Origin of the sequence: Affinirhizobium lemnae (assembly GCF_022968395.1) — a bacterium.
GTDB lineage: Bacteria > Pseudomonadota > Alphaproteobacteria > Rhizobiales > Rhizobiaceae > Neorhizobium > Neorhizobium lemnae.
The window spans coordinates 1-22,252 of the sequence record NZ_JALJQZ010000003.1 but is presented as its reverse complement, the minus strand read 5'-3'; the positions used below and the strand labels follow the sequence as shown (position 1 = coordinate 22,252).

At 57.2% G+C, this 22,252-nt stretch carries 21 protein-coding genes; 13 read left to right on the top strand and 8 right to left on the bottom strand.

Annotation, left to right across the window (positions count from 1 at the left end):
- The first annotated feature begins 82 nt into the window (after positions 1-82).
- The 4 genes from uvrB to MUU53_RS02620 all read left to right on the top strand — a co-directional run bounded on the left by uvrB (position 83) and on the right by MUU53_RS02620 (position 5,477).
- A complete protein-coding gene (gene uvrB, locus MUU53_RS02635; protein ID WP_281434963.1) occupies positions 83-3,286 on the top strand; it encodes an excinuclease ABC subunit UvrB in 3,204 nt (1,067 codons plus the stop codon).
- A gap of 119 nt (positions 3,287-3,405) precedes the next feature.
- Positions 3,406-3,918 carry a hypothetical protein gene (locus MUU53_RS02630; RefSeq protein WP_247259475.1) on the top strand — a complete coding sequence of 171 codons (513 nt, stop codon included), beginning with the start codon at positions 3,406-3,408 and terminating at the stop codon, positions 3,916-3,918.
- Positions 3,915-4,397: an ImmA/IrrE family metallo-endopeptidase gene (locus tag MUU53_RS02625; RefSeq protein WP_247259474.1), complete on the top strand. Its 483-nt coding sequence runs from the start codon at positions 3,915-3,917 to the stop codon at positions 4,395-4,397. Before MUU53_RS02630 ends, MUU53_RS02625 begins: the two co-directional genes overlap by 4 nt.
- Positions 4,398-5,477 carry a beta family protein gene (locus MUU53_RS02620; RefSeq protein WP_343229095.1) on the top strand — a complete coding sequence of 360 codons (1,080 nt, stop codon included), beginning with the start codon at positions 4,398-4,400 and terminating at the stop codon, positions 5,475-5,477.
- 176 nt (positions 5,478-5,653) lie between these two features.
- On the opposite strand, the gene MUU53_RS02615 is transcribed toward MUU53_RS02620, so the two are convergent.
- Entirely contained in the window at positions 5,654-5,935 is a 282-nt protein-coding gene (locus tag MUU53_RS02615) for a hypothetical protein (RefSeq protein ID WP_247259472.1), read from the bottom strand.
- A gap of 1,497 nt (positions 5,936-7,432) precedes the next feature.
- On the opposite strand from MUU53_RS02615, the gene MUU53_RS02610 reads away from it, so the two are divergent.
- A complete protein-coding gene (locus MUU53_RS02610) occupies positions 7,433-7,810 on the top strand; it encodes a hypothetical protein (protein WP_247259471.1) in 378 nt (125 codons plus the stop codon).
- Between the two features lie 85 nt (positions 7,811-7,895).
- Positions 7,896-8,099 carry a hypothetical protein gene (locus MUU53_RS02605; protein ID WP_062554237.1) on the top strand — a complete coding sequence of 68 codons (204 nt, stop codon included), beginning with the start codon at positions 7,896-7,898 and terminating at the stop codon, positions 8,097-8,099.
- Between the two features lie 5 nt (positions 8,100-8,104).
- On the opposite strand, the gene dusA is transcribed toward MUU53_RS02605, so the two are convergent.
- Both dusA and MUU53_RS02595 read right to left on the bottom strand, forming a co-directional pair.
- Positions 8,105-9,139 (bottom strand): tRNA dihydrouridine(20/20a) synthase DusA, encoded by a 1,035-nt coding sequence (gene dusA / locus MUU53_RS02600; RefSeq protein WP_247259470.1) that lies wholly within the window; start codon positions 9,137-9,139, stop codon positions 8,105-8,107.
- An 83-nt stretch (positions 9,140-9,222) separates the two neighbouring features.
- A complete protein-coding gene (locus tag MUU53_RS02595; RefSeq protein WP_247259469.1) occupies positions 9,223-9,795 on the bottom strand; it encodes a helix-turn-helix domain-containing protein in 573 nt (190 codons plus the stop codon).
- 132 nt (positions 9,796-9,927) lie between these two features.
- On the opposite strand from MUU53_RS02595, the gene MUU53_RS02590 reads away from it, so the two are divergent.
- The 5 genes from MUU53_RS02590 to MUU53_RS02570 all read left to right on the top strand — a co-directional run bounded on the left by MUU53_RS02590 (position 9,928) and on the right by MUU53_RS02570 (position 14,901).
- The gene (locus MUU53_RS02590) at positions 9,928-11,130 is read left to right on the top strand and encodes a glycine C-acetyltransferase (protein WP_247259468.1); all 1,203 of its coding nucleotides are present in this window, start codon (positions 9,928-9,930) and stop codon (positions 11,128-11,130) included.
- On the top strand, positions 11,102-12,181 hold the full coding sequence (gene tdh, locus MUU53_RS02585; protein ID WP_247259467.1) for an L-threonine 3-dehydrogenase: 1,080 nt from the start codon (positions 11,102-11,104) through the stop codon (positions 12,179-12,181). Before MUU53_RS02590 ends, tdh begins: the two co-directional genes overlap by 29 nt.
- Before the next feature lie 173 nt (positions 12,182-12,354).
- Positions 12,355-13,050: a fumarylacetoacetate hydrolase family protein gene (locus MUU53_RS02580; RefSeq protein ID WP_247259466.1), complete on the top strand. Its 696-nt coding sequence runs from the start codon at positions 12,355-12,357 to the stop codon at positions 13,048-13,050.
- A gap of 24 nt (positions 13,051-13,074) precedes the next feature.
- A complete protein-coding gene (locus tag MUU53_RS02575; RefSeq protein ID WP_247259465.1) occupies positions 13,075-13,602 on the top strand; it encodes a gamma carbonic anhydrase family protein in 528 nt (175 codons plus the stop codon).
- A 273-nt stretch (positions 13,603-13,875) separates the two neighbouring features.
- On the top strand, positions 13,876-14,901 hold the full coding sequence (locus tag MUU53_RS02570; RefSeq protein ID WP_247259464.1) for a GGDEF domain-containing protein: 1,026 nt from the start codon (positions 13,876-13,878) through the stop codon (positions 14,899-14,901).
- Here MUU53_RS02570 and MUU53_RS02565 read toward each other — a convergent pair whose 3' ends face one another.
- Genes MUU53_RS02565 through MUU53_RS02555 form a run of 3 tightly spaced genes read right to left on the bottom strand, consistent with a single transcriptional unit; the run spans position 14,902 to position 17,028 of the window.
- The gene (locus MUU53_RS02565) at positions 14,902-15,300 is read right to left on the bottom strand and encodes a Fur family transcriptional regulator (protein ID WP_247259463.1); all 399 of its coding nucleotides are present in this window, start codon (positions 15,298-15,300) and stop codon (positions 14,902-14,904) included.
- Positions 15,297-16,124, bottom strand: coding sequence for a metal ABC transporter permease (locus MUU53_RS02560; RefSeq protein ID WP_247259462.1), 828 nt, complete (start codon positions 16,122-16,124; stop codon positions 15,297-15,299). The genes MUU53_RS02565 and MUU53_RS02560 overlap by 4 nt, the downstream gene beginning before the upstream one ends.
- Positions 16,117-17,028 carry an ATP-binding cassette domain-containing protein gene (locus tag MUU53_RS02555; protein ID WP_247259461.1) on the bottom strand — a complete coding sequence of 304 codons (912 nt, stop codon included), beginning with the start codon at positions 17,026-17,028 and terminating at the stop codon, positions 16,117-16,119. Before MUU53_RS02555 ends, MUU53_RS02560 begins: the two co-directional genes overlap by 8 nt.
- Before the next feature lie 98 nt (positions 17,029-17,126).
- Between MUU53_RS02555 and znuA the strand changes: the two genes are divergently transcribed.
- Entirely contained in the window at positions 17,127-18,128 is a 1,002-nt protein-coding gene (znuA, locus tag MUU53_RS02550) for a zinc ABC transporter substrate-binding protein ZnuA (RefSeq protein ID WP_247259460.1), read from the top strand.
- 76 nt (positions 18,129-18,204) lie between these two features.
- The gene (gene zigA, locus MUU53_RS02545; RefSeq protein WP_247259459.1) at positions 18,205-19,410 is read left to right on the top strand and encodes a zinc metallochaperone GTPase ZigA; all 1,206 of its coding nucleotides are present in this window, start codon (positions 18,205-18,207) and stop codon (positions 19,408-19,410) included.
- A gap of 55 nt (positions 19,411-19,465) precedes the next feature.
- Here the strand turns inward: zigA and mgrA are convergent, their stop codons facing one another.
- Both mgrA and gndA read right to left on the bottom strand, forming a co-directional pair.
- Entirely contained in the window at positions 19,466-20,509 is a 1,044-nt protein-coding gene (gene mgrA, locus MUU53_RS02540) for an L-glyceraldehyde 3-phosphate reductase (protein ID WP_247259458.1), read from the bottom strand.
- Between the two features lie 109 nt (positions 20,510-20,618).
- The gene (gene gndA / locus MUU53_RS02535) at positions 20,619-22,049 is read right to left on the bottom strand and encodes an NADP-dependent phosphogluconate dehydrogenase (RefSeq protein WP_247259457.1); all 1,431 of its coding nucleotides are present in this window, start codon (positions 22,047-22,049) and stop codon (positions 20,619-20,621) included.
- Between the last annotated feature and the right edge of the window lie 203 nt (positions 22,050-22,252).

Below are 22,252 nucleotides of genomic sequence, written 5' to 3'. Positions count from 1 at the left end.
TATGCAAGTCAGCTTGCACTGTTCCTAATTTGTTTCACGCCAACACTTCCAATTTGGCAGGACTCTCGCCATATTCGCAAGCATGTCGAAAGCTCCGAAAAAATCCCCGCCCCAGAATTCCAGCAACGGTTTCGAGGAAGCGCCGCAGGCCGCTTTCGAAGGCGCCCCCCTGTCGGGCTCTGTGTCGGACTGGTTGAAACAACTGGAAGCGGAAGCGGAGGCCTCTTCCGTCGAAACGCAGCGCGAAATCGCATCCAAGGCTGGCAAGCATCGCAAGAAAATCGAGATTGCCGCGCGTGAGCAGGCCATCCGCGAGGCGAAGGAAGAAGAAGCCGCCCGAGCCAAGGAAGAGGCCGCCAGAGCGAAGCGCAGCGGCCAAGCGGCCGCCGCCGGTCGTCCGGCGCCCCGTGCGGAGGCCAGCCCGAAGGGCGGAGCGGCCGTGAGCACAAACAAAAAAACGACTTCACAGAAAACATCTCGCGGGGTGTCAATCGGCGCATCGTCGGATCCGAAAACGCGCGCCGCCGCCGGTCTTAATCCTGTCGCGGGCATGGATATGTCGCTCGAGGAGGCGCAAAGCATTGCACCCGGGGCTGTGACCGCCACGGTCGACGCGCTGTCGAAGCTCATTGAAAGCGGCAATCCGCTGTTCAAGGATGGCAAGCTGTGGACGCCGCACCGTCCGGCCCGTCCGGCCAAGTCCGAAGGTGGCATTCCTATCCGCATGGCGTCGGACTATCAGCCGGCGGGCGACCAGCCCACGGCGATTGCCGATCTGGTGGACGGACTGAACAGCGGCGAGCGAAGCCAGGTTCTGCTCGGCGTCACCGGCTCGGGCAAAACCTTCACGATGGCGAAGGTCATCGAGGCCACGCAGCGCCCCGCCGTCATTCTCGCGCCGAACAAGACGCTGGCAGCGCAGCTCTATTCGGAATTCAAGAACTTCTTCCCGGACAACGCGGTGGAGTATTTCGTCTCCTATTACGACTACTACCAGCCGGAAGCCTATGTGCCGCGCTCCGATACCTTCATCGAGAAGGAAAGCTCGATCAACGAGCAGATCGACCGCATGCGCCACGCGGCCACGCGCGCTATCCTGGAGCGTGACGACTGTATCATCATCGCGTCGGTATCCTGCATTTACGGTATTGGTTCGGTGGAAACCTACACCGCCATGACCTTCCAGATGGAAGTCGGCGACCGTATCGACCAGCGGCAATTGCTGGCGGATCTCGTGGCCCAGCAATACAAGCGGCAGGACATCAATTTCGTGCGCGGTTCCTTCCGCGTGCGCGGCGATACCATTGAAATCTTCCCGGCCCACCTGGAAGATGCCGCCTGGCGCATCTCGCTTTTCGGAGACGAGATCGACTCGATCACCGAGTTCGATCCGCTGACGGGCCACAAGACCGGCGACCTGAAGTCGGTGAAGATCTACGCCAATTCGCACTATGTCACCCCGCGCCCCACGCTGAACGGCGCGATCAAGGCCATCAAGGAAGAGCTGAAGCATCGTCTGGCGGAGCTGGAAAAGGCGGGCCGCCTGCTGGAAGCGCAGCGACTGGAGCAGCGCACCCGCTACGATGTCGAGATGATGGAAGCCACGGGCTCCTGCAACGGCATCGAAAACTATTCGCGCTATCTCACGGGCCGCAGACCGGGCGAGCCGCCACCGACGCTGTTCGAATATATTCCGGATAACGCCCTGATCTTCATTGACGAAAGCCACGTCACGATCCCGCAGATCGGCGGCATGTATCGCGGCGACTTCCGCCGCAAGGCGACGCTGGCGGAATATGGCTTCCGCCTGCCCTCCTGCATGGATAACCGCCCGCTTCGCTTCGAGGAATGGGATGCCATGCGCCCGCAAACGGTGGCCGTGTCCGCCACGCCGGGAAATTGGGAGATGGAAGCGGCGGGCGGCGTGTTTGCCGAACAGGTCATCCGTCCGACAGGCCTCATTGATCCGCCGGTCGAGGTGCGCAGCGCCCGCTCCCAGGTGGACGATGTTCTGGGCGAGATCAAGGAAACCTCGCTCAAGGGTTACCGCACGCTGGTCACGGTTCTCACCAAGCGCATGGCGGAAGACCTCACCGAATATCTGCACGAACAGGGCGTGCGCGTGCGCTACATGCACTCGGATATCGATACGCTGGAACGCATCGAAATCATCCGCGATCTGCGCCTCGGCGCCTTCGATGTGCTGGTGGGCATCAACCTGCTGCGCGAGGGTCTGGATATTCCCGAATGCGGCTTCGTCGCCATTCTCGATGCGGATAAGGAAGGCTTCCTGCGTTCGGAAACCTCGCTCATCCAGACCATTGGCCGCGCGGCCCGTAACGTGGATGGCAAGGTCATCCTCTATGCGGATAATGTCACCGGCTCCATGAAGCGCGCGATGGAAGAAACCAGCCGCCGCCGCGAAAAACAGATGGCCTATAACACCGAGCACGGCATCACGCCGGAATCGGTCAAGGCGCGTATTTCGGATATCCTCGATAGCGTCTACGAGCGCGATCACGTGCGGGCCGATATCTCCGGTACCGCTGGCAAAGGCTTCGCCGATGGCGGCCATCTGGTGGGCAACAACCTGCAGGCTCACCTCAATGCGCTGGAAAAGAGCATGCGTGATGCCGCCGCAGATCTCGACTTCGAAAAGGCCGCCCGCCTGCGCGACGAAATCAAGCGTCTCAAGGCGGTCGAACTCGCCAGCATGGACGATCCAATCGCCAAGGACGAGGCCCGGAACCAGGAAAAAGCCCCCTCTGGCCCTGCGGGCCATCTCCCCCACAAGGGGGGAGACCGGGCGCAAGCGGCAGCCACGAGTCAGGCCCTCCCCCCTGTGGGGAGGGTGGCGAGCAACGCGAGCCGGGAGGGGAATTCCGCCTCAGCAGACAGAGAGGCCCAATCCTCCTACTTCGCCAAGCCCTCCCTCGACGACATGGGACCGGGCACCGATACGGCCAAACCGCTGTTCCGCAAGAACACACTCGATGAAATGACGGTTGGCCGAACCGAAAAGCCCGTGCCCGGCAAACTGCCGGAAAAGCCGAGGCATGACAGAAGCCACGAGGCGATCTCCCCCCTTGAGGGGGAGATGTCCGGCAGGACAGAGGGGGGTAAGTCCCGCCACTCTCCACTTCTCGAAGGCCAGCCGGAACGTCTCAATTCAGACGACCCGCGCCCCCTCGTGCGCGGCAAAGTCGGCGTCGGCTCCTACGAAGATCCGGCAGAGCAAAAGCGCAAAAGCCGCACCAAGGGCAAGACCGGCAGACCGGGGCGGTAAGTCCCGGTCCCACGTTAGCCACGCTGCGCCATAGATCCTATATGGTGAACATAGCAGTTGACATTTGCAATCAAAGCGTGCTGAACAATCAAAATCTTTCAGTTTATTGTGGCATGTAAATGGCTCGTCCTTATTGGCTAATAATATCTATTGGCATAGCCCTCTCAGGGGTTGTGATTGGCGCAGTGATTGCTTGCCTTTTTCTTACAACAAATGGGAACTTGAAGCAGCTAGACGTCAATGCATTCTCAAGCTTGTTGCTCTCTGCTATATCAGTAATATTCACATTCTTTGGAGTATTCGTAGCTGTCCTCGCTTTCTTTGGCTTCAACATCATAAAGGACGGTGTCGAAAGCACTTCAAAAGCTGAGATCGAGAAGTCGGTTCAGGACGGCCTCCTTAAAGGTCACATGCATGAAATTGCCAAACAGGAAACGCGTACAGCGCTCCAGCCAGGTGGTTCATTGCATGAGTTGGCGGTTGACACTTTGAACAGAACATATAAACAGCAAACTCAACCAGGAGGCGATCTTTACAATTTGGCTGAACGGTTATATCGAGAATCAGTCTTTCGAGGTATTGGAATAGATGAATCATCCGGGATTCTTGACCCCAAAGAGGAAGATCTATGACAATCCACCACAAAATCGATGCTAAGACCGCCGAACTTATCGATGAGGCGATTGGCGAACTTCCGGTTAAGCTCGGTAGCCTCGCAGCAAAACTGGGCGTCCAGGTGTTCCGAGCCACGCTTCCGGCTGGGATTTCGGGTGAGATTAAGAAGATTGGCGAAGACCAGTATGCGATCCGGATTAATCGTCACGAAACAGTTGAGCGCCAACGGTTTACGCTGGCTCATGAACTCGGGCATTTTTTGCTCCATCGTGATTTGATAGGTGATGGGCTTTCAGATGACGCTCTTTACCGATCAAAGCTTTCAAACTCTGTTGAATATGAAGCAAACAGATTTGCGGCCGATCTTTTGATGCCACGCAACGAAGTTGAAAAGCTTCTGAAGATGATCTGGGTCTCGGAAGACGAACTTATCCAATATGCAAGTAAACATTTTGGCGTCTCCGCTCAGGCTGCGCAGATAAGACTAGGGATATAGATGCTCAAATCTATCTTCGAATGCACATATATGCCATCTCTTTGCGTTAGGCCGTCAGAGATGCGCGCATTAGAAGAATTACCGGAAAAAGATAAGGATGTAATTTTTCCCTACATTATGCTTTCCCCTTGGGTAGGGAGCTCAAACCTATTAGCTAGCATAAATCGAATTGAAAAATCGTACGGATCTCGAACATTTATTCTCGGGATCGATCGTTACTACCCGAAAGAGAAGACAAAGAGTGATGCGCAGCGTGATTTTGCGCGAATTTCTGGCGGAGAAAACCATTATCGTGATTACTTGGATTTCGCAAAATCAGTAGAACAAGCTATTCCGTGTGCTTTTCTTGTTGGCGCAAACTATGAAAGCCTTCGTCATCAAATCGATGCCGCATTAAAGCTGGACAAGGGAGTAGTGGTAAGCGTTGACAGATACCGTTCTAATGTGACGGAAGAGTTAGGAGCGGTATTAGAGGGGCTGGATGCCGATCAGTTCGGTGTTCACATTTGCGGAGGATGGTCTAATAATCCGCTTTTTGACGAATTATGGTTCACAGACTGTTGCAAGTTTATTTTTTCAGCCGTTGAAAAGGCACCGATAGTATTATCGACAACCAGCTTTCCGAAGCTATTTGATCATATCAGCGGTGTAGAAGAAGTTCCCATAGGATCGAGAGAACTGTTCAAAGCCGTTTCTCAGCGCTTTAACAATGAGCGGCTAATCTATGGTGATTGGGGCAGCGCGAAGCCGCGAAGCGATGAGACAGCTTCTCCAGCCAAGCCACGGATTGATTATGCACTCGGTGATAAATGGGTGATAGCGAGACGCTGGAAGAAAAATCAGGAAAATAACTGGGACTATGCAGATGCGGCTGCCAATCTCATGGCCAGCGCCTATTGGCCCCGAGAAATTTCAGTCTGGGGGGAAATGCGCATACAACAGACAGCGCACGGACTAGCGTTTCCGATTGATAGCGCCCCCTCAAATGTGGCGGCACGTATAAATATTCACTTGCACCAACAAGCGAATTTTGGCGTGACAATCAAAGATACAGACGATCCTTGGGATGATGAATTTTGACCTCAGCCAATAAGTACCTCACTTCACAGACAGCAAACTTCAATGCCTAAAATTCGAACATTGCATTGGAGGAACGGCCAATTCTTACTCATCAATAGTTGTACGCATAGAGCAAATTTCTTTTAGGATCAGCCCTTGTTATCGAATTGGGTAATTTCGGATTGACATTGCCCCCCTCACTCCTCCCTCACCCCCAGCGCCACCACATCCACCGGCTGCACCCGCCCATCCTCGATCACCCCACCGCGCGGCAGGTTGGCGGCCCAAACCATTCTCGCGCCATCGGGGCCACGTCCAGCCACGCGCCAAGGCCTTGCGCGTCCCTCGCGCCATCGCAGCAGCAGATGCAGCAGGCCCAGCACGAAGCCCGGCGGCACGAGCAGCCATAGCGCCTTGATGACATCCGGCGAGGCCCGGAAGGTGGCGAGCAGGTCGGCAGCGAGATTGTAGTTGTCCATGGCTCAGGTGCCTCCCGGTCTACGTCCTTGATGCGCCGAGCGCGGGCAGCAAGGTGAGCAGGAACACGCCCGTCCACCCGCACGCCGCATCGCATCACACGCATCGTTTCAAACGGGGGAAGGCGCGCCAAAAACCAGCTTGCACAGGAGTGTCACCGGTTGCCCCATCGAAGATGAGACAGCGGAAAACACCAAACCGGCCGCACCGGTCCCGCAATCGTTTCCGATTGGGGGCTGGTGGTGCCGTGGCCTCTGGCGGCCGGGGAGTTAGAAAATCGCACACGTACGACCGCCCCGACCTTTAGGCGCGAACGCCTTGGACATACGTCAGGGCCTCCCCAGCCATAGAAGGTGGAGAGCTTTATAGGGCAAGCTCAATCACTCAGCCACCAACCAGTGACTGAGAGGGCATCTCGTTTAGCGGATGCCAGCCGAACGTGTGTGGGGTTTCTACGCCCCGGAACCGGCCCGTTACTTCCGGTTCCGCGGTCAGCCTATGCCGCCGAGGTTGCGTCTGCAATTGCAAGATGTGGGGGATTTATTCCGTGCATGCGCATGCAAGCAGGCGCTTGACCTTTCGAAGCAAGTTCGGGCGATGCCGATATGGTGCGGACGCCGCATACCCCCCTCTGTCCTGCCGGACATCTCCCCCTCAAGGGGGGAGATCGATTCGTGGTTAGCCCTTCGCTCCAGATCTTGCCCTATCGTGCGTAGCAAACCCCATCGACGGGAGATGGTGTACGAGCATCAGCCGTTCTGCCGATCTCCCCCCTTGAGGGGGAGATGTCCGGCAGGACAGAGGGGGGTCAAGCCCCGGATAAAGACTGTGCGACATGCATTATTTCAAAGTCTTACAGCGTCGTTCGCGCGTTCAATCGAACGCGCCGCGCTTTAGTACTCAGGTCCGATCCGACCCACCGACGTTCGAAAAAATCGTCGCCCTTCGCCAATATTTTTTCGCCCCTCACTCCGCCACCCTATTCCACTCATGTTTCACTGCTCCCGTTCCGCAACGGTTACACCAGCAGGCGTGCTGGCGATGCGGGGCCGGCGCGGGTGTGAAGGGCAAGACGCAAAACCTTCACCTCCGGGTTCGCGGAAAATGGTCTCCCTCTGGCGACACGGGGGAAATGGCAGGCGACGGATTCCAGCCTGTTGTTTCATCTCCGAACTGGCGCGTCAGGCGTGCCTGTGTGGCACACATGGGGAATGGTGTCGGGAAGGTCTGTCGGGTCAAGTCCGCCGGATCACCGGGAGCCGATAGGTTTCAACAAACCTTTCCGGCAGCCATTTCAGGCAGAGAGACCGAAGTCGCGGGCATAAACCGCTGAACGGGGCGCTGAGAGGTGTCACCTTCTACTACCATATCGAGGCAGCTTTCAGTGCCCCGACCGCATACCCCGTATCCCGACACGATACGGCCCGAACTGACCTTCAAGCCACGGGCAGGTTCTGCCGCGTGAACGAGCATGCGCGTCTTCAAAACAGGAAGCAACGATGGACGCTACAGTCAATAATTCCGACACGGATCGGAAAGAGCACACCATACGCAAGATCAGCGAGGCACTTGCCATGCCCCTTCTGAATTGCCGCAACCGTGAATGCCGCCGCAAGCTGGCGTGTTGCGGTCCGGAAAATGCCCTCCTACCGGTTTGCTGGTCCAGCATGCCGCGCAGCATGGGCGACCCGGCTGTTGCATTTGGCGAAGGCGTTCTGGCACTGCACAACGCCTTCCTCCTGAAACAGAAACAACCGGAATATCCGGCCAGGCTTGATCCCGTTCAAATGGCGTTGGCGGAGAGCACTATTCGTGCCCTCATTCCTCGTCGGCACTGGAAGCAGCTTCGACGCTGGTTCATTTCGCTCGGGCGTTGATCACGAATTGCTGATTGTTAAACGGCCATCAACCGGTTTTTGCGATACATCTTCCTAAGACAGCAGATACGCAGAAGGACTGAGAATGATCGGCTTCATCAACACGCACAACCAGCCCGTTTTCATCAATCCGGCGCAGGTGCTCTACGTGACCGTTTATGAAGCCGATGTTTCGATCATCGCCCTTGCCATGGCGGGTCAGGGCGGCAAGCCGCTTTCGCTCTATGTGCGCGGCAGCGCCGATCAGGTTCAGCGCCGCATTGCCGGACAGTTGCACGAGGATGTCTGAGCCGATCAACCGGCCAGTCGCTCTCCATCCGCCATCGATCCCTTCGGACCGGCAGTGAGATCAACCGCTGCAAACGCGGTGGCGATAAGCTCCGGGTCAGCACCCGGCTTCGTCGCCTCGGAAGACAGGATCTGGCGGAACCGTCGCGCACCGGCAAAGCCCTGGAACAGGCCCACCATATGCCGGGTAACATGGTGCAGACGCCCGCCGGAGGCGATCACCTCGCTCGCATAGGCCATCATCGCATCGCGAAGCGCCAGCCAGTCGAACTCCCGCTCCGGCTCTCCATAGACTGCCGCATCGACACCCGTCAGCAGCCCGGCATTCTGATAGGCTGCGCGGCCAAGCATCACGCCATCGACATGCTTCAGGTGCTCGCCCGCCTGATTCAAATCCTGAATTCCGCCGTTTATCCCGATGAAAACATTGGGATGTTCGCGCTTCATGGCATAAACCAGATCGTAATCCAGCGGCGGAATTTCCCGGTTCTCCTTCGGGCTCAGCCCTTGCAGCCAGGCCTTGCGGGCGTGAATCCAGACGGCATCGCTTCCCGCCGCAATAACCTTGGCGAGGAAATCCGGCAGCACCGTTTCCGGCTCCTGATCGTCAACCCCGATCCGGCACTTCACCGTCACCGGCAGGCGCGTCACCGCCTTCATCGCCGCCACGCAATCGGCCACGAGGTCCGGCGTCTTCATCAGGCAGGCGCCAAAAGTGCCGCTCTGCACCCGGTCAGATGGACAGCCGACATTGAGGTTGATCTCGTCGTAAGCGAAGTCCGCCGCGATCTCCACCGCCTTCGCCAGCTTGTTCGGATCCGATCCGCCCAGTTGCAGCGTCACCGGATGTTCCGCAGCATGGTGCGACAGCAGCCTCTCGCGCGGACCGTGGATGATCGCATCCGCCACCACCATCTCGGTAAACAGCACCGCATGGCTCGACAATTGCCGGTGCAGATAGCGGCAATGTCGATCGGTCCAGTCGATCATCGGGGCAACAGCGAACAGCCTGTCGCGGTTCAGATACTTGTCTTTCAACATGGGAAAAATTTGGTTCCAGCTCTCTTGGGCGCGCTATCCTCTATCACAGGATGACAAAGGAAAGAACCCGCAGCATGACCTGCCTATTTGTAGAGAACCACCAGCAGTCCGCGCACGGTTTCGGTGCCTGCATTGGCAATGGCATGCGCCACGTCAGCGGGATAATGCGCGGTTTCACCTTCCTTGATGACGACACTCACCGCGCCGCTTTGCACCTGGAATTCGCCATCCAGAGACGTGAAGTGCTCGAAAGTGCCAAGCGTATGCGGATCGCTTTCCAGCCTGCCGCCCGGCTGAATTTCCACCTCATACCATTCGGTCTGGCCCGCCAGTCTCGGCGGACCGAGTATCTTGAGCTGACAAAGCCCGTCAGCACTTTGAATACGCGGCGTGAGGGTTCCGGTGGTAATCTCGATCTGCACAGTCTGTCTCTGGGAGGACGTCCCGCCGATCAGTTCGGCAACATCGATCTCCAGCGCCTGCGTCAGGCTCCAGACGACGGCGAAGGTGGGATTTGCCTCGCCCCGCTCTATCTGGCTGAGCATGGATTTGGAAACGCCCGAGCGCAGCGCAAGCTGTTCAAGCGTCAGCCCCTTTCGCTTGCGTTCCTTCTGTACGGCAGGGCCAATCTTGGGCGTTCGTTTCGACAAGGGCATCCTCGCATATCTTGAACCAGAATTCCTTTATATCGGAATTTGTTCACGATCAAAAGCCTCGATCTACGTGGAGGCCTCTTGACGATCGATCCAATATAGTGAATTTTTCCAACATAACGGAATGGAGGATCCATGTCGCTCAAACTGGAAGATCACATCAGGCAGGTTCTGACGCAGATTGAGGCAGATGGCCTCTACAAGCGCGAACGCAACATCACCAGTCCGCAGAGCGGCTCGATCACGATTGCGGCCGCTGGTGGCGACCGTCGCGTGGTCAATCTCTGCGCCAACAATTATCTCGGGCTGGCCGACCACCCGGATATCATTGCTGCAGCAAAGCAGGGGCTGGATGCATTCGGCTTTGGCATGGCGTCCGTCCGGTTCATCTGCGGCACGCAGACGCTCCACCGTGAACTCGAGCAAACCATCGCCCGCTATCTGGGCAAGGATGACGCGATCCTGTTTGCCGCCTGTTTCGATGCCAATGGCGGTGTCTTCGAGCCGCTACTCGAAGCTGAGGACGCAATCATCTCCGATAGCCTCAACCACGCCTCGATCATTGATGGCGTGCGTCTGTGCAAGGCCAAGCGCTTTCGCTTTACCAATGGCGACATGAACGAGCTGGAGGATCGCTTGAAAGAGGCGGATCAGGCAGGCTCACGCTTTAAGCTGATTGTCACCGACGGCGTGTTTTCCATGGATGGCTATATCGCCAACCTGCCCGCCATCTGCGAACTGGCAGAACGCTACAACGCTCTGGTGATGGTGGATGATTGCCATGCCACCGGCCATCTGGGTGAAGCAGGACGTGGAACGCCCACCCTTACCGGCGTTGGCCAGAAGGTGGATATTCTCACCGGCACACTGGGCAAGAGTCTCGGCGGCGCCATGGGCGGCTATGTGGCCGCATCGCAGCCGATCATCGATCTCTTACGCCAGCGTGCCCGCCCCTATCTCTTCTCCAACAGCCTTGCGCCTGCCGTTGCCGCAGGTTCCATCAAGGCGATCGAGATAGCAGAACAGGCTGATGATCGGCGCACAACGCTGGCAGCCCATACGAAGCGTTTTCGCGAAGGCATGCAGGCAGCCGGGTTTGAACTGTTGCAGGGCGAAACCCCCATCATTCCCGTCATGCTGCACGAAGCACGGCTGGCGCAGGACATGGCGCGCGCGCTGGATGAGCGTGGGGTGTTCGTCGCGGGCTTCTTCTTCCCGGTCGTGCCAAAGGGCAAAGCCCGCATTCGCACGCAGATGTCTGCCGCGCTGACGACACAGGACATCGATTTCGCCATCGCCGCCTTTACCGATGCCGGTAAATCGCTCGGCATCATCTGATTTGTTTCTGGGAGAAAAATCCGTGAAAGCTCTTGTCAAAGCGCACGCTCAGCCGGGTCTCTGGCTGGAAGAGCGGCCAGTGCCGGAAATCGGACCAGACGACGTTCTGGTCAAGATCCGCAAGACCGGCATCTGCGGCACCGATATCCACATCTATGCCTGGGACGAATGGGCGCAGAGAACAGTTCCGGTACCCATGGTCGTCGGCCATGAGTATGCAGGCGAAATCGTTCAGGTCGGCTCGAATGTCCGCAATCTGCAGATCGGGCAGCGCGTATCGGGCGAAGGCCATGTCATCGGCATGAAAAGCCGCGCCGCGCGCGGTGGGCGTTATCACCTCGACCCGGAAACCAAGGGCATCGGCGTCAACATCCCCGGCGCTTTTGCCGAATATCTGGCACTGCCCGCCTTCAACGTCGTGCCGCTGCCCGAGAGCGTCGATGATGAACTGGGCGCGATTCTCGATCCGCTCGGCAATGCAGTCCACACCGCCCTCTCCTTCGATCTCGTTGGCGAAGATGTGCTGATCACCGGCGCCGGGCCGATCGGCATAATGGCGGCGGCCATTGCCCGCCATGTCGGCGCTCGGCACGTGGTCATCACCGACATCAATCCCACACGTCTGGCGCTCGCGGGTGAAGTGGCAGATGTGGTTCCGGTCGATGTCAGCAAGGAAGATCTGCACGACGTGAAGGCCCGCCTGGGCATGAAGGAGGGCTTCGACATCGGGCTGGAAATGAGCGGCGCTCCGCCCGCTTTCGCGCAGATGGTCGATCATCTCGTCATGGGCGGCAAGATTGCCATGCTGGGCATTCCGGCACGCCCTGCGCCCGTCGATTGGACCAATGTTGTCTTCAAGATGCTGACCATCAAGGGCATCTACGGCCGCGAAATGTTCGAAACCTGGCACAAGATGCTCGCCATGCTGGAAAGCGGGCTGGATGTTCGCAAGGTCATCACGCACCGGATGTCCGCGAGCGAGTTCAAGACCGGCTTCGATATCATGCAGGGCGGCAATAGCGGCAAGATCGTTCTGGACTGGACAACCTGACGACAAACCCTCTCCTTTCGACTGATCGGTCGCGAAAGCGCAAACGCGTTCGCGACCGCATCCCGGAGTTCGCCGATGCAGGATTCTGCATCCTCGCATGCAGAATCAATTTCAGATCTCTGAAAAATGTCCTAAGCAAAACAGCACTGTAAAAGGCATTGAGGAGAGAGACCATGACCGACGCGACCACAACCGTCATTCCGGCACCGCCGCTGACACTGTTACCGGTCAAGGGCTCTTCTGCCACCGTCCCCGTCCGCCGCGTTTATTGCGTTGGCCGCAACTATGCCGACCATGCCATCGAGATGGGCCACGATCCATCCCGTGAGCCACCCTTCTTCTTCCAGAAGAACCCGCAAAACCTCGTGACGGACGGACGTTTTCCCTACCCGCCGCTGTCGGAAGATGTTCACTTCGAAGTGGAACTCGTCATGGCGCTGAAGGCGGGCGGAGATAATATCGCGCTGTCGGACGCACTGGACTGTGTCTGGGGCTACGGCGTGGGAATCGACTTTACCCGTCGCGATTTGCAGGCCGCGATCAAGAAGGCGGGTCGGCCCTGGGAAGCGGCGAAGGCGTTCGAAGCATCGGCTCCGGTTTCCGCACTCGTTCCCGTCGAAGTGACTGGTCACCCGCATACAGGCGCGATCTGGCTCGATGTGAATGGAGAGCGCAAGCAAACCGGCGACATGGCGCAGATGATCTGGAAGCTGCCGGAAATCATCGTTGAACTATCGAAGCTCTTTACGCTGGCGGCTGGCGATATCATCATGACAGGAACCCCTGCAGGTGTTGGCCCGATCGTCAGAGGCGATCACATCACCTGTGCCGCGGAAGGTGTCGCAGAGTTTTCTGTGACCGTCATCTGATCAAAGTCTGGGAGGACATCTTTCATGCCGATTTATGCGCTGGGCGAATTCGAACCGAAGCTGCCTGCATCCGATCGTTACTGGATCGCGCCCGGCGCGCATGTGATGGGCAAGGTCGATCTCGCAGAAGATGTCGGCATCTGGTTCGGTGCGGTCCTGCGCGGCGACAATGAATGGATCACGATCGGTGCTCGCACCAACATTCAGGAAAATACCGTGATCCACACAGACTGGGGTTCGCCGACAACAATCGGTGAAGACTGCACGATCGGCCATTCCGCCATCATTCACGGCTGCATTATCGGCAATAATTCGCTGATCGGCATGGGCGCCACAATCCTAAACGGTGCAAAGATCGGCAACAACTGCCTAGTCGGTGCCAATGCACTTGTGACGGAGGGCAAGGAGTTTCCCGATAATTCGCTGATCGTCGGCTCGCCAGCCAAGGCTATCCGTACACTAGATGAGGCATCAGCAGCGAAGCTCAAAGCTTCGGCACTCAACTATGCAGAGAACTGGAAGCGCTTTGCATCTGAACTTAAGGAGATCTAGGCTATAGCCTGATTAAAATTATAAGAACAAAATTTACTTTTCCCGCTTAGCTTCACCGCGAGCATAGGACCGCCGCTTGACGCGGACAGGTGGGAATCGATGATCGATACACGCTTCCAATCGGACGACAAACGTCCACTCAGATCGTTGGTGGATGAGGCTTTAGTCCAAGCCCCGCGCAAAATGCGTTTTCCCAAGGCGCTATCAAATTCCTACGGTGCCTATTCCGTCGAAATGAAATCCAGGAGGTCGTTGCCCGCAGCAGCCATTTGTTTGGCGCTTTTCAACTTTGGCCTGATCCTTGATTACAAATTTGCGCCGGATCTGATCTGGCAGTTCTTTGGAATTCGTTTCTTTGGCACGACCCTGCCTATTCTCTTCGTGATCTGGTCGAGCAATCGCTTAGAAAACTATATTTCCCGCGACTGGCTAATAGCAGCGAGTTTAGTCTGGGGAGCAATCATGCTCAATCTGCTTGTCGAGATGCGCGGTGCGACAGCTGCTCACCTTGCATTCAGCATCGGACTCTATCTCATCGTCATCAATATCGTATTTCACCTCAGGCCGAGGGTCGCGACGACGTTGTCGGTCGGCGTGTGTCTGACCACCGTCCTGATGACATGGCAAAGACTGGTCAAGTTCGATGACCAGACAATCCTCGCCATAACGTTCCTAATCGCGGCCACCATCATCACCCTGCTCGCCAACTTCCGGCACGATGCCACCATGCGGCATCTCTATCTGCTCATCCTGCGCGAACAGATCCGTACGCAGGACATGGAACAGGCAAACCAGGAACTGAGCGAAATCTCCTACACGGACGCTCTCACGGGTGTTTCAAATCGCCGCCGCTTCGACCTCGAGTTCGAACTCGCCTGCCAGAATGCGCGTGAACAGCATGGCGTGCTCGGATTGCTTCTGATCGATGTGGATCATTTCAAACGCTACAACGACACGCACGGCCATCCGGCTGGCGATGCGTGCCTGAAAGAAGTGGCAGCACGGATTTCAGAGCAAACCCGCCGGGAACAGGATATCATCGCCCGCATCGGCGGCGAGGAATTTGCGATCATTCTGCGGGATACCAGTCCAGAGGGTGCGGATCGCGTTGCAACCCGAATTCACGCGGCAATGCAGGCGCAATGGCCCCAAAGTCTGCCACCGGTGACAGTCAGCATAGGGCTGGCTATCATGGCTGGACCCTCAGCGAGTTCTATCATGCAAGCAGCCGATACAGCGCTCTACGAGGCAAAAGAGCGCGGCCGCAACCGCACGATCGCCGCTGCGCTAGCTGCTTGATCAGATGTTGCATGCGGCGCAAAGACCTCTTATTTCGATAGTCGTTTTCGACGGTTTAAAGCCCTTGCCGCGCGTCCAGCTGTTCAATTGGTCGTCGATGACGTGATCGTGGAATTCGCTGACCTGACCGCAGCTCTCGCAAATCGCGAAAGCCACAGTCCCGTGGGAGCAGCATGCATGTTCTCGATGGGCGCAGGCTACGAAAGAATTCAAGCTTTCCAGTCGATGTACCAGGCCAAATTCCAGCAACTTTTCCAGCGCCCTGTAGACCTGCAATGGCGCCCGAAATCCATGATCTCGTAGTTTATCGAGAATGGTATAAGCGCTGAGAGGCCCCTCGGATCGGGTCAGCACATCGAGCACCAAAGTCTGGTTCTTGGTGAGATTGACCGTACTCATCGGCGTCCTCCTGAAATGAGATCAGTCTGCGCTTCCTGACGACCGGGTCGCGGCAGCAGGCTGATGATGAAAAGAAGCAGGGCCGCAACAACGATAGATGGCCCCGAAGGCGTATCCTGATAAAGCGAACCGAACAGGCCGAGCACGACCGATACCGCACCAAAGATGGAGGCGAGAACCGCCATGCGTTCGGGGCTGCCGGCGAACTGGCGCGCCGTTGCGGCGGGTATGATGAGCAGCGCGGTGATCAACATGATGCCAACGATTTTCATTGCGATTGCAATGACCAGCGCCATCAGCAGCATGAAGCAAAGCCGGGCCCGCTCCGGGTGCAGCCCCTCGGCCTCGGCCAGTTCATGGCTGACTGTAGAAGCGACCAGAGGCCGCCAGAGAAAAACCAGGCTGACCAGCACCAGAGTGCCACCGCCCCAGATCAAGGCGATATCCATCCAGGTCACCGCGAGAATATCGCCGAACAGATAACCGATCAGATCAATCCGGACCCAGGTCATGAACGCCACCATCACAAGGCCAATGGCGAGCGTCGAGTGAGACAGGATGCCAAGCAGCGAATCCGCTGAAAGCGCATGCACCCTCTGCAACAAAAGCAGCAGAAGAGAGACGGCAACAGCAACAGCGAATACGCTGATCAGCAGATTGGCTTCCAGCAACAGGGAGAGCGCCACGCCCAGCAGCGCCGAATGTGCCATCGTATCGCCGAAGTAAGCCATACGCCGCCAGACGACGAGACAGCCTAAAGGTCCAGTCGTCAGCGCGAGGCCCACCCCCGCAAGCAAAGCGCGAATGAAGAAATCGTCAAGCATGGCGATCCCCCGTCAGATCGGGCGCATGAACGTGCTTGTGGTCGTGGCTATGGCTATGGCTATGTTCATGACCGTGATGATGATCATGATCATGGCCGTCGTGATGATGTCCATCCTCGGGGTGGCAGTGGTCGGTGATGGTACCATCCCGATGCTGGACGCGCCCATCGGGCAGGTGTGTATGGTCATGTTGGTGATTGTAGAAGGCAATTCCGGGGCGGGACGCGCCAAACAATCGACGATAGTCCTCGCTCTGGCTGACGGCAGCAGGCGTTCCACGGCAACAGACATGGCCATTCAGGCATACAACCGTATCGGTGGCTGCCATCACCACATGCAGATCGTGCGAGATCATGAGGATGCCACAACCGGTCTTGTCCCTGATCTCGCCAATCAACTGGTAAAGCGCCGTCTCCCCGGCAAAATCCACGCCCTGGACGGGCTCATCCAAAACCAGCAAGTCAGGATCTCGGGCAATCGCACGGGCAAGAAGCGCACGTTGAAATTCACCGCCGGACAGGTGCTGTACTTCCGCCTTCACAAGATGCGGGATCGAAACCGCATACAGCGCCGCATCCAGCCTGTCCTTGCTCAGTGGCCCCGTAAGCCTCATCAGCCGTTCGACGGTTAAAGGCATCGTCCGATCTATGGCGAGCTTTTGGGGAACGTAGCCCACCTTGAGGCCCGAAGACCGCTGTACCTGCCCCTCGTCCGCCTTCAGAACGCCAATGGCAAGCTTTGCGGTCGTGGATTTGCCCGCTCCGTTTGGACCGATCAATGTGACGATTTCGCCTTTACGAAGCGTTAGATCGATGCCGCGCACGAGCCACCGCCCTTGTCGGCGGATGCCCGCATTCGACATGGTCACGAGAATTCGATCGGAGGTGCCCGGCTCAGCCAGCATGAAAAATCCTATTCTGGTGTTGCCCTCTGCTATTGCACACGTTATAGGGTAACACAATTCATGTAATAACATTACGTGACGCATTCAAGGAGCCAGACATGAAGACTTCCCTCGCCGCCCTCTTTGCAACCACTTCGGTTTTCGCCGCAAGTAGCGCTATGGCAGCACCGGAGGTCGTGGTTTCCGTCAAGCCAATCCATTCTCTCGTCGCGGCGGTAATGGAAGGCGTTGCCGTGCCTAAGCTGATTGTGGAAGGTGCTGCTTCGCCGCATACCTTTACGATGAAGCCTTCGAACGCCCGCTCGCTTGAAAAGGCTGATGTGATTTTTTGGGTGGGAGAAAACCTCGAAACCTTCCTGGAGAAGCCGCTGGATGCTCTGGGCAAAAAGGCAACGGTCGTCGCGCTGTCTGAAGCCCCAGGCGTCGAAAAGCTGAAGCTGCGCGAGGGCGGTACATTTGAGAGCCACGATCACTCGGACGAGGATCACGATGATCATGCCGGTCATGATCACGCCAAGCACGACCATGCTAAACACGATCATGAGAAACAGGCCGGGCATGACGATCACGATCATGAAGGTTTCGACATGCATCTCTGGCTCGATCCCTCGAACGCCAAGGCGATGGTGAAGGAGATTCAGGCGCGCTTGATCAAGGCCGATCCCGAGCACGTTGCAATCTACAATCGCAATGCTGCGGAACTCGAGAAAAAGATCGACGCCCTGGATCAGGAAATCCGCAGTGCGCTGGCACCAGTAAGGGCCAAGCCGCTTGTGGTCTTCCACGACGCCTATCAGTATTTCGAACATCACTATGACATCAATGTCGTGGGCTCGATCACTGTCAGCCCGGAAACCGTACCGGGCGCTGAACGGCTGAGCGAGATCCACAAGAAGCTGGCGTCGCTGAATGCCGTCTGCGTCTTCGCCGAGCCGCAGTTTCAGCCCAAACTGATTGATGTCGTCACTGCAGGGACAAAGGCCAAGAGTGGCACTCTGGATCCGGAAGGCGCAACACTTAAGGAAGGGCCAGAGCTCTACTTCAACCTCATGCGCAACATGTCCAAATCCCTCGTCGATTGCTTGGACAAAGACGCCTGACGATAGAGATGGCGCTAACTGAGGCGCCCTTTTTTGGAACTCAAAATGTAATGTTATAACAAATGGGAATTCGATAATGGACAACAGACTCCCTGTTACAGTCCTTTCCGGCTTTTTGGGCGCAGGTAAAACAACCCTGCTGAATCATATCCTTGCTAATCGCGATGGTCTTCGCGTGGCGCTGATCGTGAACGACATGAGCGAGGTGAATATCGACGCCAGTCTCGTACGCGAAGGAGAGGCCAACCTTTCGCGTACGGAAGAGCAACTCGTGGAAATGACCAATGGCTGCATCTGTTGCACGCTGCGCGACGACCTTCTGACCGAGGTGCGTCAACTGGCCGAGCAAAAGCGTTTTGACTACCTCTTGATCGAATCGACCGGCATTGCAGAACCACTTCCGGTCGCCGCTACATTTGAATTTCGCGATGAAGACGGCAACAGTCTTTCAGACGTCGCACGGCTGGACACGATGGTGACGGTGGTCGACGCGGCAAATCTGCTGAAAGATTACGGCTCCTCCGATTTTCTCGCAGACCGGGGAGAAACCGCGGGCGATGGGGACAACCGCACGCTGGTAGACCTTTTAGTAGAGCAGATCGAGTTCGCCGACGTCGTCATCCTCAACAAGGTGTCTGCCGCCACGCCGGACGAGGTCGATGCCGCCCGCAAAATCATCAGCGGGCTGAACCCTGTCGCAAAAATCATCGAGACCGATTTCGGTATGGTGGAGCCAAAGCAGATTCTGGGCACCGGACTGTTTGAATTCGGGAAGGCGGAAACACATCCGCTCTGGTTCAAGGAATTGCACGGGTTCAAGGACCATGTGCCGGAGACCGAAGAATACGGCATCCGCTCATTCGTCTACCGTCAACGCCGCCCCTTTGATCCAGAAAAACTGCACCGCTTCATCAGCAAGTCCTGGCCGGGTGTCATCAGGGCGAAAGGCTTTTTCTGGCTGGCGACAAGACCCTACCATGTTGGCGAGCTTTCACAGGCGGGAGCGATCATCAGGACACAGAAGCTGGGCCTCTGGTGGGATGCTGTGCCTCGTGAGCAATGGCCGCAGGACAATGGTTTCCGCGATGGCCTTGCCCGCTATCTCGATCCGGTCTGGGGTGATCGTCGCCAGGAACTGGTGTTCATCGGTGCCGACCCCATGGACGAAGCCTGGATCCGGGCGGAACTGGACGCCTGCCTGCTGAAGGACAAGAGCTTCCAGCCAGACCGCTGGCGCGACCTGCCAGATCCATTTGCGAGTTGGTCTCCCAAGGCTGCCTGAAAGCGAGAGAGCCCGGCAAATTTCCGGGCTCTCTGCATGATCCGATAGTCGGAAATCAGCGCGAAGGCCCTTCGCGCTCTGCCGATGCAGCCCAGAGGTTGATGTCGGCATCCTTCGCGAAGACCTCGATTTCGGAAAGTTCCGCCTCGGAGAAATCCGGCTTCTCGAGCGCCTTCACGCAATCTTCCACCTGCTCGGGACGGCTGGCGCCGATAAGAGCAGAGGTCACACGGCCACCACGCAGCACCCATGCAATTGCCATCTGCGCAAGTGTCTGCCCACGCTTTTCAGCAATGGCATTCAGCCCGCGCAGGTTCTCGATGTTGCGGTCATTGAGGAAAGCAGGCCGCAAGGATTTGCCCTGCGCGGCACGGCTGTCATCTGGAATACCGCCGAGATACTTGGACGTCAGCATGCCCTGCGCAAGTGGCGAGAACACGATGGAGCCAATCCCGAGATCGTCCAGCGTATCCAGAAGGCCATCTTCTTCCACCCAGCGATTGATGATGGAATAGCTGGGCTGGTGAATGAGACAAGGCGTGCCCAGATCCTTCAGGATTGCCGCAGCCTCCTGCGTCCGCTTCGAATTGTACGAGGAGATGCCGACATAGAGCGCCCTGCCCGACCGCACGATATGATCCAGCGCACCGCATGTTTCTTCCAACGGCGTATCCGGGTCAAACCGGTGGGAATAGAAGATATCGACGTAATCGAGACCCATGCGCTTCAGCGACTGATCGCAGGAGGCGATGAGGTATTTCCGGCTTCCCCACTCGCCGTATGGACCCGGCCACATGTTGTAGCCTGCCTTGGACGAGATGATGAGTTCGTCACGATAGCCTGCGAAATCCGTTCTCAGGATCTCTCCGAACGCTGTTTCAGCGCTACCCGGCAGCGGGCCGTAATTGTTGGCGAGATCGAAATGCGTGATGCCAAGATCGAACGCCTTGCGGCAGATATCACGCTTGCGCTGGTGCGGTGTGTCATCGCCGAAATTGTGCCAGAGCCCCAGCGAAAGCGCCGGAAGCTTGAGGCCGGAGCGGCCACAGCGATTGTATTTCATACGGGAATAACGATCTTCAGCCGGTTGCCAGGCCATGATTTCTCCTCCGAATTGCAATTGGAAATGCCCGTAAAAGGCGGTTGGCGTTAACGCGAGACAAGGAAAAAGGCAGGGCGCATCCTCTCCGCACCCTGCCATTCTTGTGTTACGCGTTGAGACCGCTGCCCCATGGGCCATGATGCTTGTCTACGCCGTCGACGCGGTCGAAGCCGTGGGCGCCGAAGAAGTCACGCTGCGCCTGAATGAGGTTAGCCGTGCCTCGGCCGCGACGGTAGCTGTCGAAATAGGCGAGAGCCGAAGACAGCGCCGGCACCGGCAGACCAGACATGACCGCCGTGGATACCACACGGCGAAGCGCGCCATCGGTTTCCTGCACCAGCTTCGAGAAGGCAGGCGTCACGATGAGGTTTGCCGTGTCCGGATCCTTCGTGAAGGCGGACGTGATTTCATCCAGGAACTGCGAGCGAATGATGCAGCCAGCGCGCCAGATGCGGGCAATCGTCGGCATCGGCAGGTTCCAACCATACTCCTTCGATGCCGCCGCCATGACGGCAAAGCCCTGCGCATAAGCACCGATCTTGGCGGCCAGCAGCGCATTTTCGAGATCATCCAAGAACGAAAGGCCATCCGTGCTCGGCATGGCAACCGTCTGCGGCAGACCCAGGATTTTCTCGGCTGCCTCGCGCTCCACCTTCTGGCTGGAAAGAATACGGCCCGCGACCGCAGCCTCAATGCCGGTTGCGGCAACGCCCAGATTCTGTGCCTCGATGACGGACCACTTGCCCGTACCCTTCTGGCCGGCAGCATCAAGGATCATATCGACCATGGGCTTACCCGTCACCGGGTCGGTTGCGGCCAGAACCTTCTCAGTGATCTCAATGAGATAGGAATTGAGGCGCCCTTCATTCCAGCGTCCGAAGACCTGACCGATCTCACTGGCCGAGAGCTTCATCCCGTCGCGTAGAATGCCGTAGATTTCGGCGATCATCTGCATGTCGGCGTATTCGATACCGTTATGGATCGTCTTGACGAAATGCCCTGCCCCGTCATTGCCGAGCCAGGCCACGCAAGGGTCGCCGTTGAACTTGGCCGAGATGGATGTCAGCACCTTCTCGACACGCTTCCAGCTGTCCTCAGTGCCACCCACCATGATGGAAGGACCATGGCGCGCGCCCTCTTCGCCGCCGGAAACACCCATGCCGATGAAGGTCAGCGGGCTATCCTTGAGAGAGTCAAAACGACGGATGGTGTCTCGGAAATTGGCATTCCCTGCGTCGATCATGATGTCGCCAGCATCAAGATAGGGCTTCAGAAGCTCCATCTGCTGATCGACCGGCTCACCAGCCTTGATCATGATGATGATCGGGCGCGGCGGGCGGATGGCAGCAACGAACTCTTCCAACGTCTCGCAAGCAATGATCTGCCCCTGCAGGGCTCCGGCTTCGGCAAAGAACTTTTTCGTGGCCTCCGGGCTACGGTTGAAAACGGCAATCTTGTTGCCTTTTTCCGCGATGTTCAAAGCCAGGTTTGAACCCATGACGCCAAGACCAATAAGGCCGATTTCTGCCTGTTCCACGGACGGACCTCCATAAAGATTGGAAGGGTGTTGTGGCACTCAGTTAGGTAATCGGCAAGGCAAATGCCATGGCAAATCGATTAAATTTTCAGATACAAATGAATGTGCATGGATTGTTTCAGCCACTAGGCGGTAGTGACGATTTAGCTATTTGAGCCAGATGGCGATGGCTGCGAGTTTGACGAATCCCATGAAGTTGGCGA

Bases quoted from the DNA above. Each gene is read 5' to 3' on its own strand.
- uvrB (WP_281434963.1), top strand. From the start codon at position 83: ATGTCGAAAGCTCCGAAAAAATCCCCGCCCCAGAATTCCAGCAACGGT.
- MUU53_RS02630 (WP_247259475.1), top strand. From the start codon at position 3,406: ATGGCTCGTCCTTATTGGCTAATAATATCTATTGGCATAGCCCTCTCA.
- MUU53_RS02625 (WP_247259474.1), top strand. From the start codon at position 3,915: ATGACAATCCACCACAAAATCGATGCTAAGACCGCCGAACTTATCGAT.
- MUU53_RS02620 (WP_343229095.1), top strand. From the start codon at position 4,398: ATGCTCAAATCTATCTTCGAATGCACATATATGCCATCTCTTTGCGTT.
- MUU53_RS02615 (WP_247259472.1), bottom strand. From the start codon at position 5,935: ATGGACAACTACAATCTCGCTGCCGACCTGCTCGCCACCTTCCGGGCC.
- MUU53_RS02610 (WP_247259471.1), top strand. From the start codon at position 7,433: ATGGACGCTACAGTCAATAATTCCGACACGGATCGGAAAGAGCACACC.
- MUU53_RS02605 (WP_062554237.1), top strand. From the start codon at position 7,896: ATGATCGGCTTCATCAACACGCACAACCAGCCCGTTTTCATCAATCCG.
- dusA (WP_247259470.1), bottom strand. From the start codon at position 9,139: ATGTTGAAAGACAAGTATCTGAACCGCGACAGGCTGTTCGCTGTTGCC.
- MUU53_RS02595 (WP_247259469.1), bottom strand. From the start codon at position 9,795: ATGCCCTTGTCGAAACGAACGCCCAAGATTGGCCCTGCCGTACAGAAG.
- MUU53_RS02590 (WP_247259468.1), top strand. From the start codon at position 9,928: ATGTCGCTCAAACTGGAAGATCACATCAGGCAGGTTCTGACGCAGATT.
- tdh (WP_247259467.1), top strand. From the start codon at position 11,102: ATGCCGGTAAATCGCTCGGCATCATCTGATTTGTTTCTGGGAGAAAAA.
- MUU53_RS02580 (WP_247259466.1), top strand. From the start codon at position 12,355: ATGACCGACGCGACCACAACCGTCATTCCGGCACCGCCGCTGACACTG.
- MUU53_RS02575 (WP_247259465.1), top strand. From the start codon at position 13,075: ATGCCGATTTATGCGCTGGGCGAATTCGAACCGAAGCTGCCTGCATCC.
- MUU53_RS02565 (WP_247259463.1), bottom strand. From the start codon at position 15,300: ATGAGTACGGTCAATCTCACCAAGAACCAGACTTTGGTGCTCGATGTG.
- MUU53_RS02560 (WP_247259462.1), bottom strand. From the start codon at position 16,124: ATGCTTGACGATTTCTTCATTCGCGCTTTGCTTGCGGGGGTGGGCCTC.
- MUU53_RS02555 (WP_247259461.1), bottom strand. From the start codon at position 17,028: ATGCTGGCTGAGCCGGGCACCTCCGATCGAATTCTCGTGACCATGTCG.
- znuA (WP_247259460.1), top strand. From the start codon at position 17,127: ATGAAGACTTCCCTCGCCGCCCTCTTTGCAACCACTTCGGTTTTCGCC.
- zigA (WP_247259459.1), top strand. From the start codon at position 18,205: ATGGACAACAGACTCCCTGTTACAGTCCTTTCCGGCTTTTTGGGCGCA.
- mgrA (WP_247259458.1), bottom strand. From the start codon at position 20,509: ATGGCCTGGCAACCGGCTGAAGATCGTTATTCCCGTATGAAATACAAT.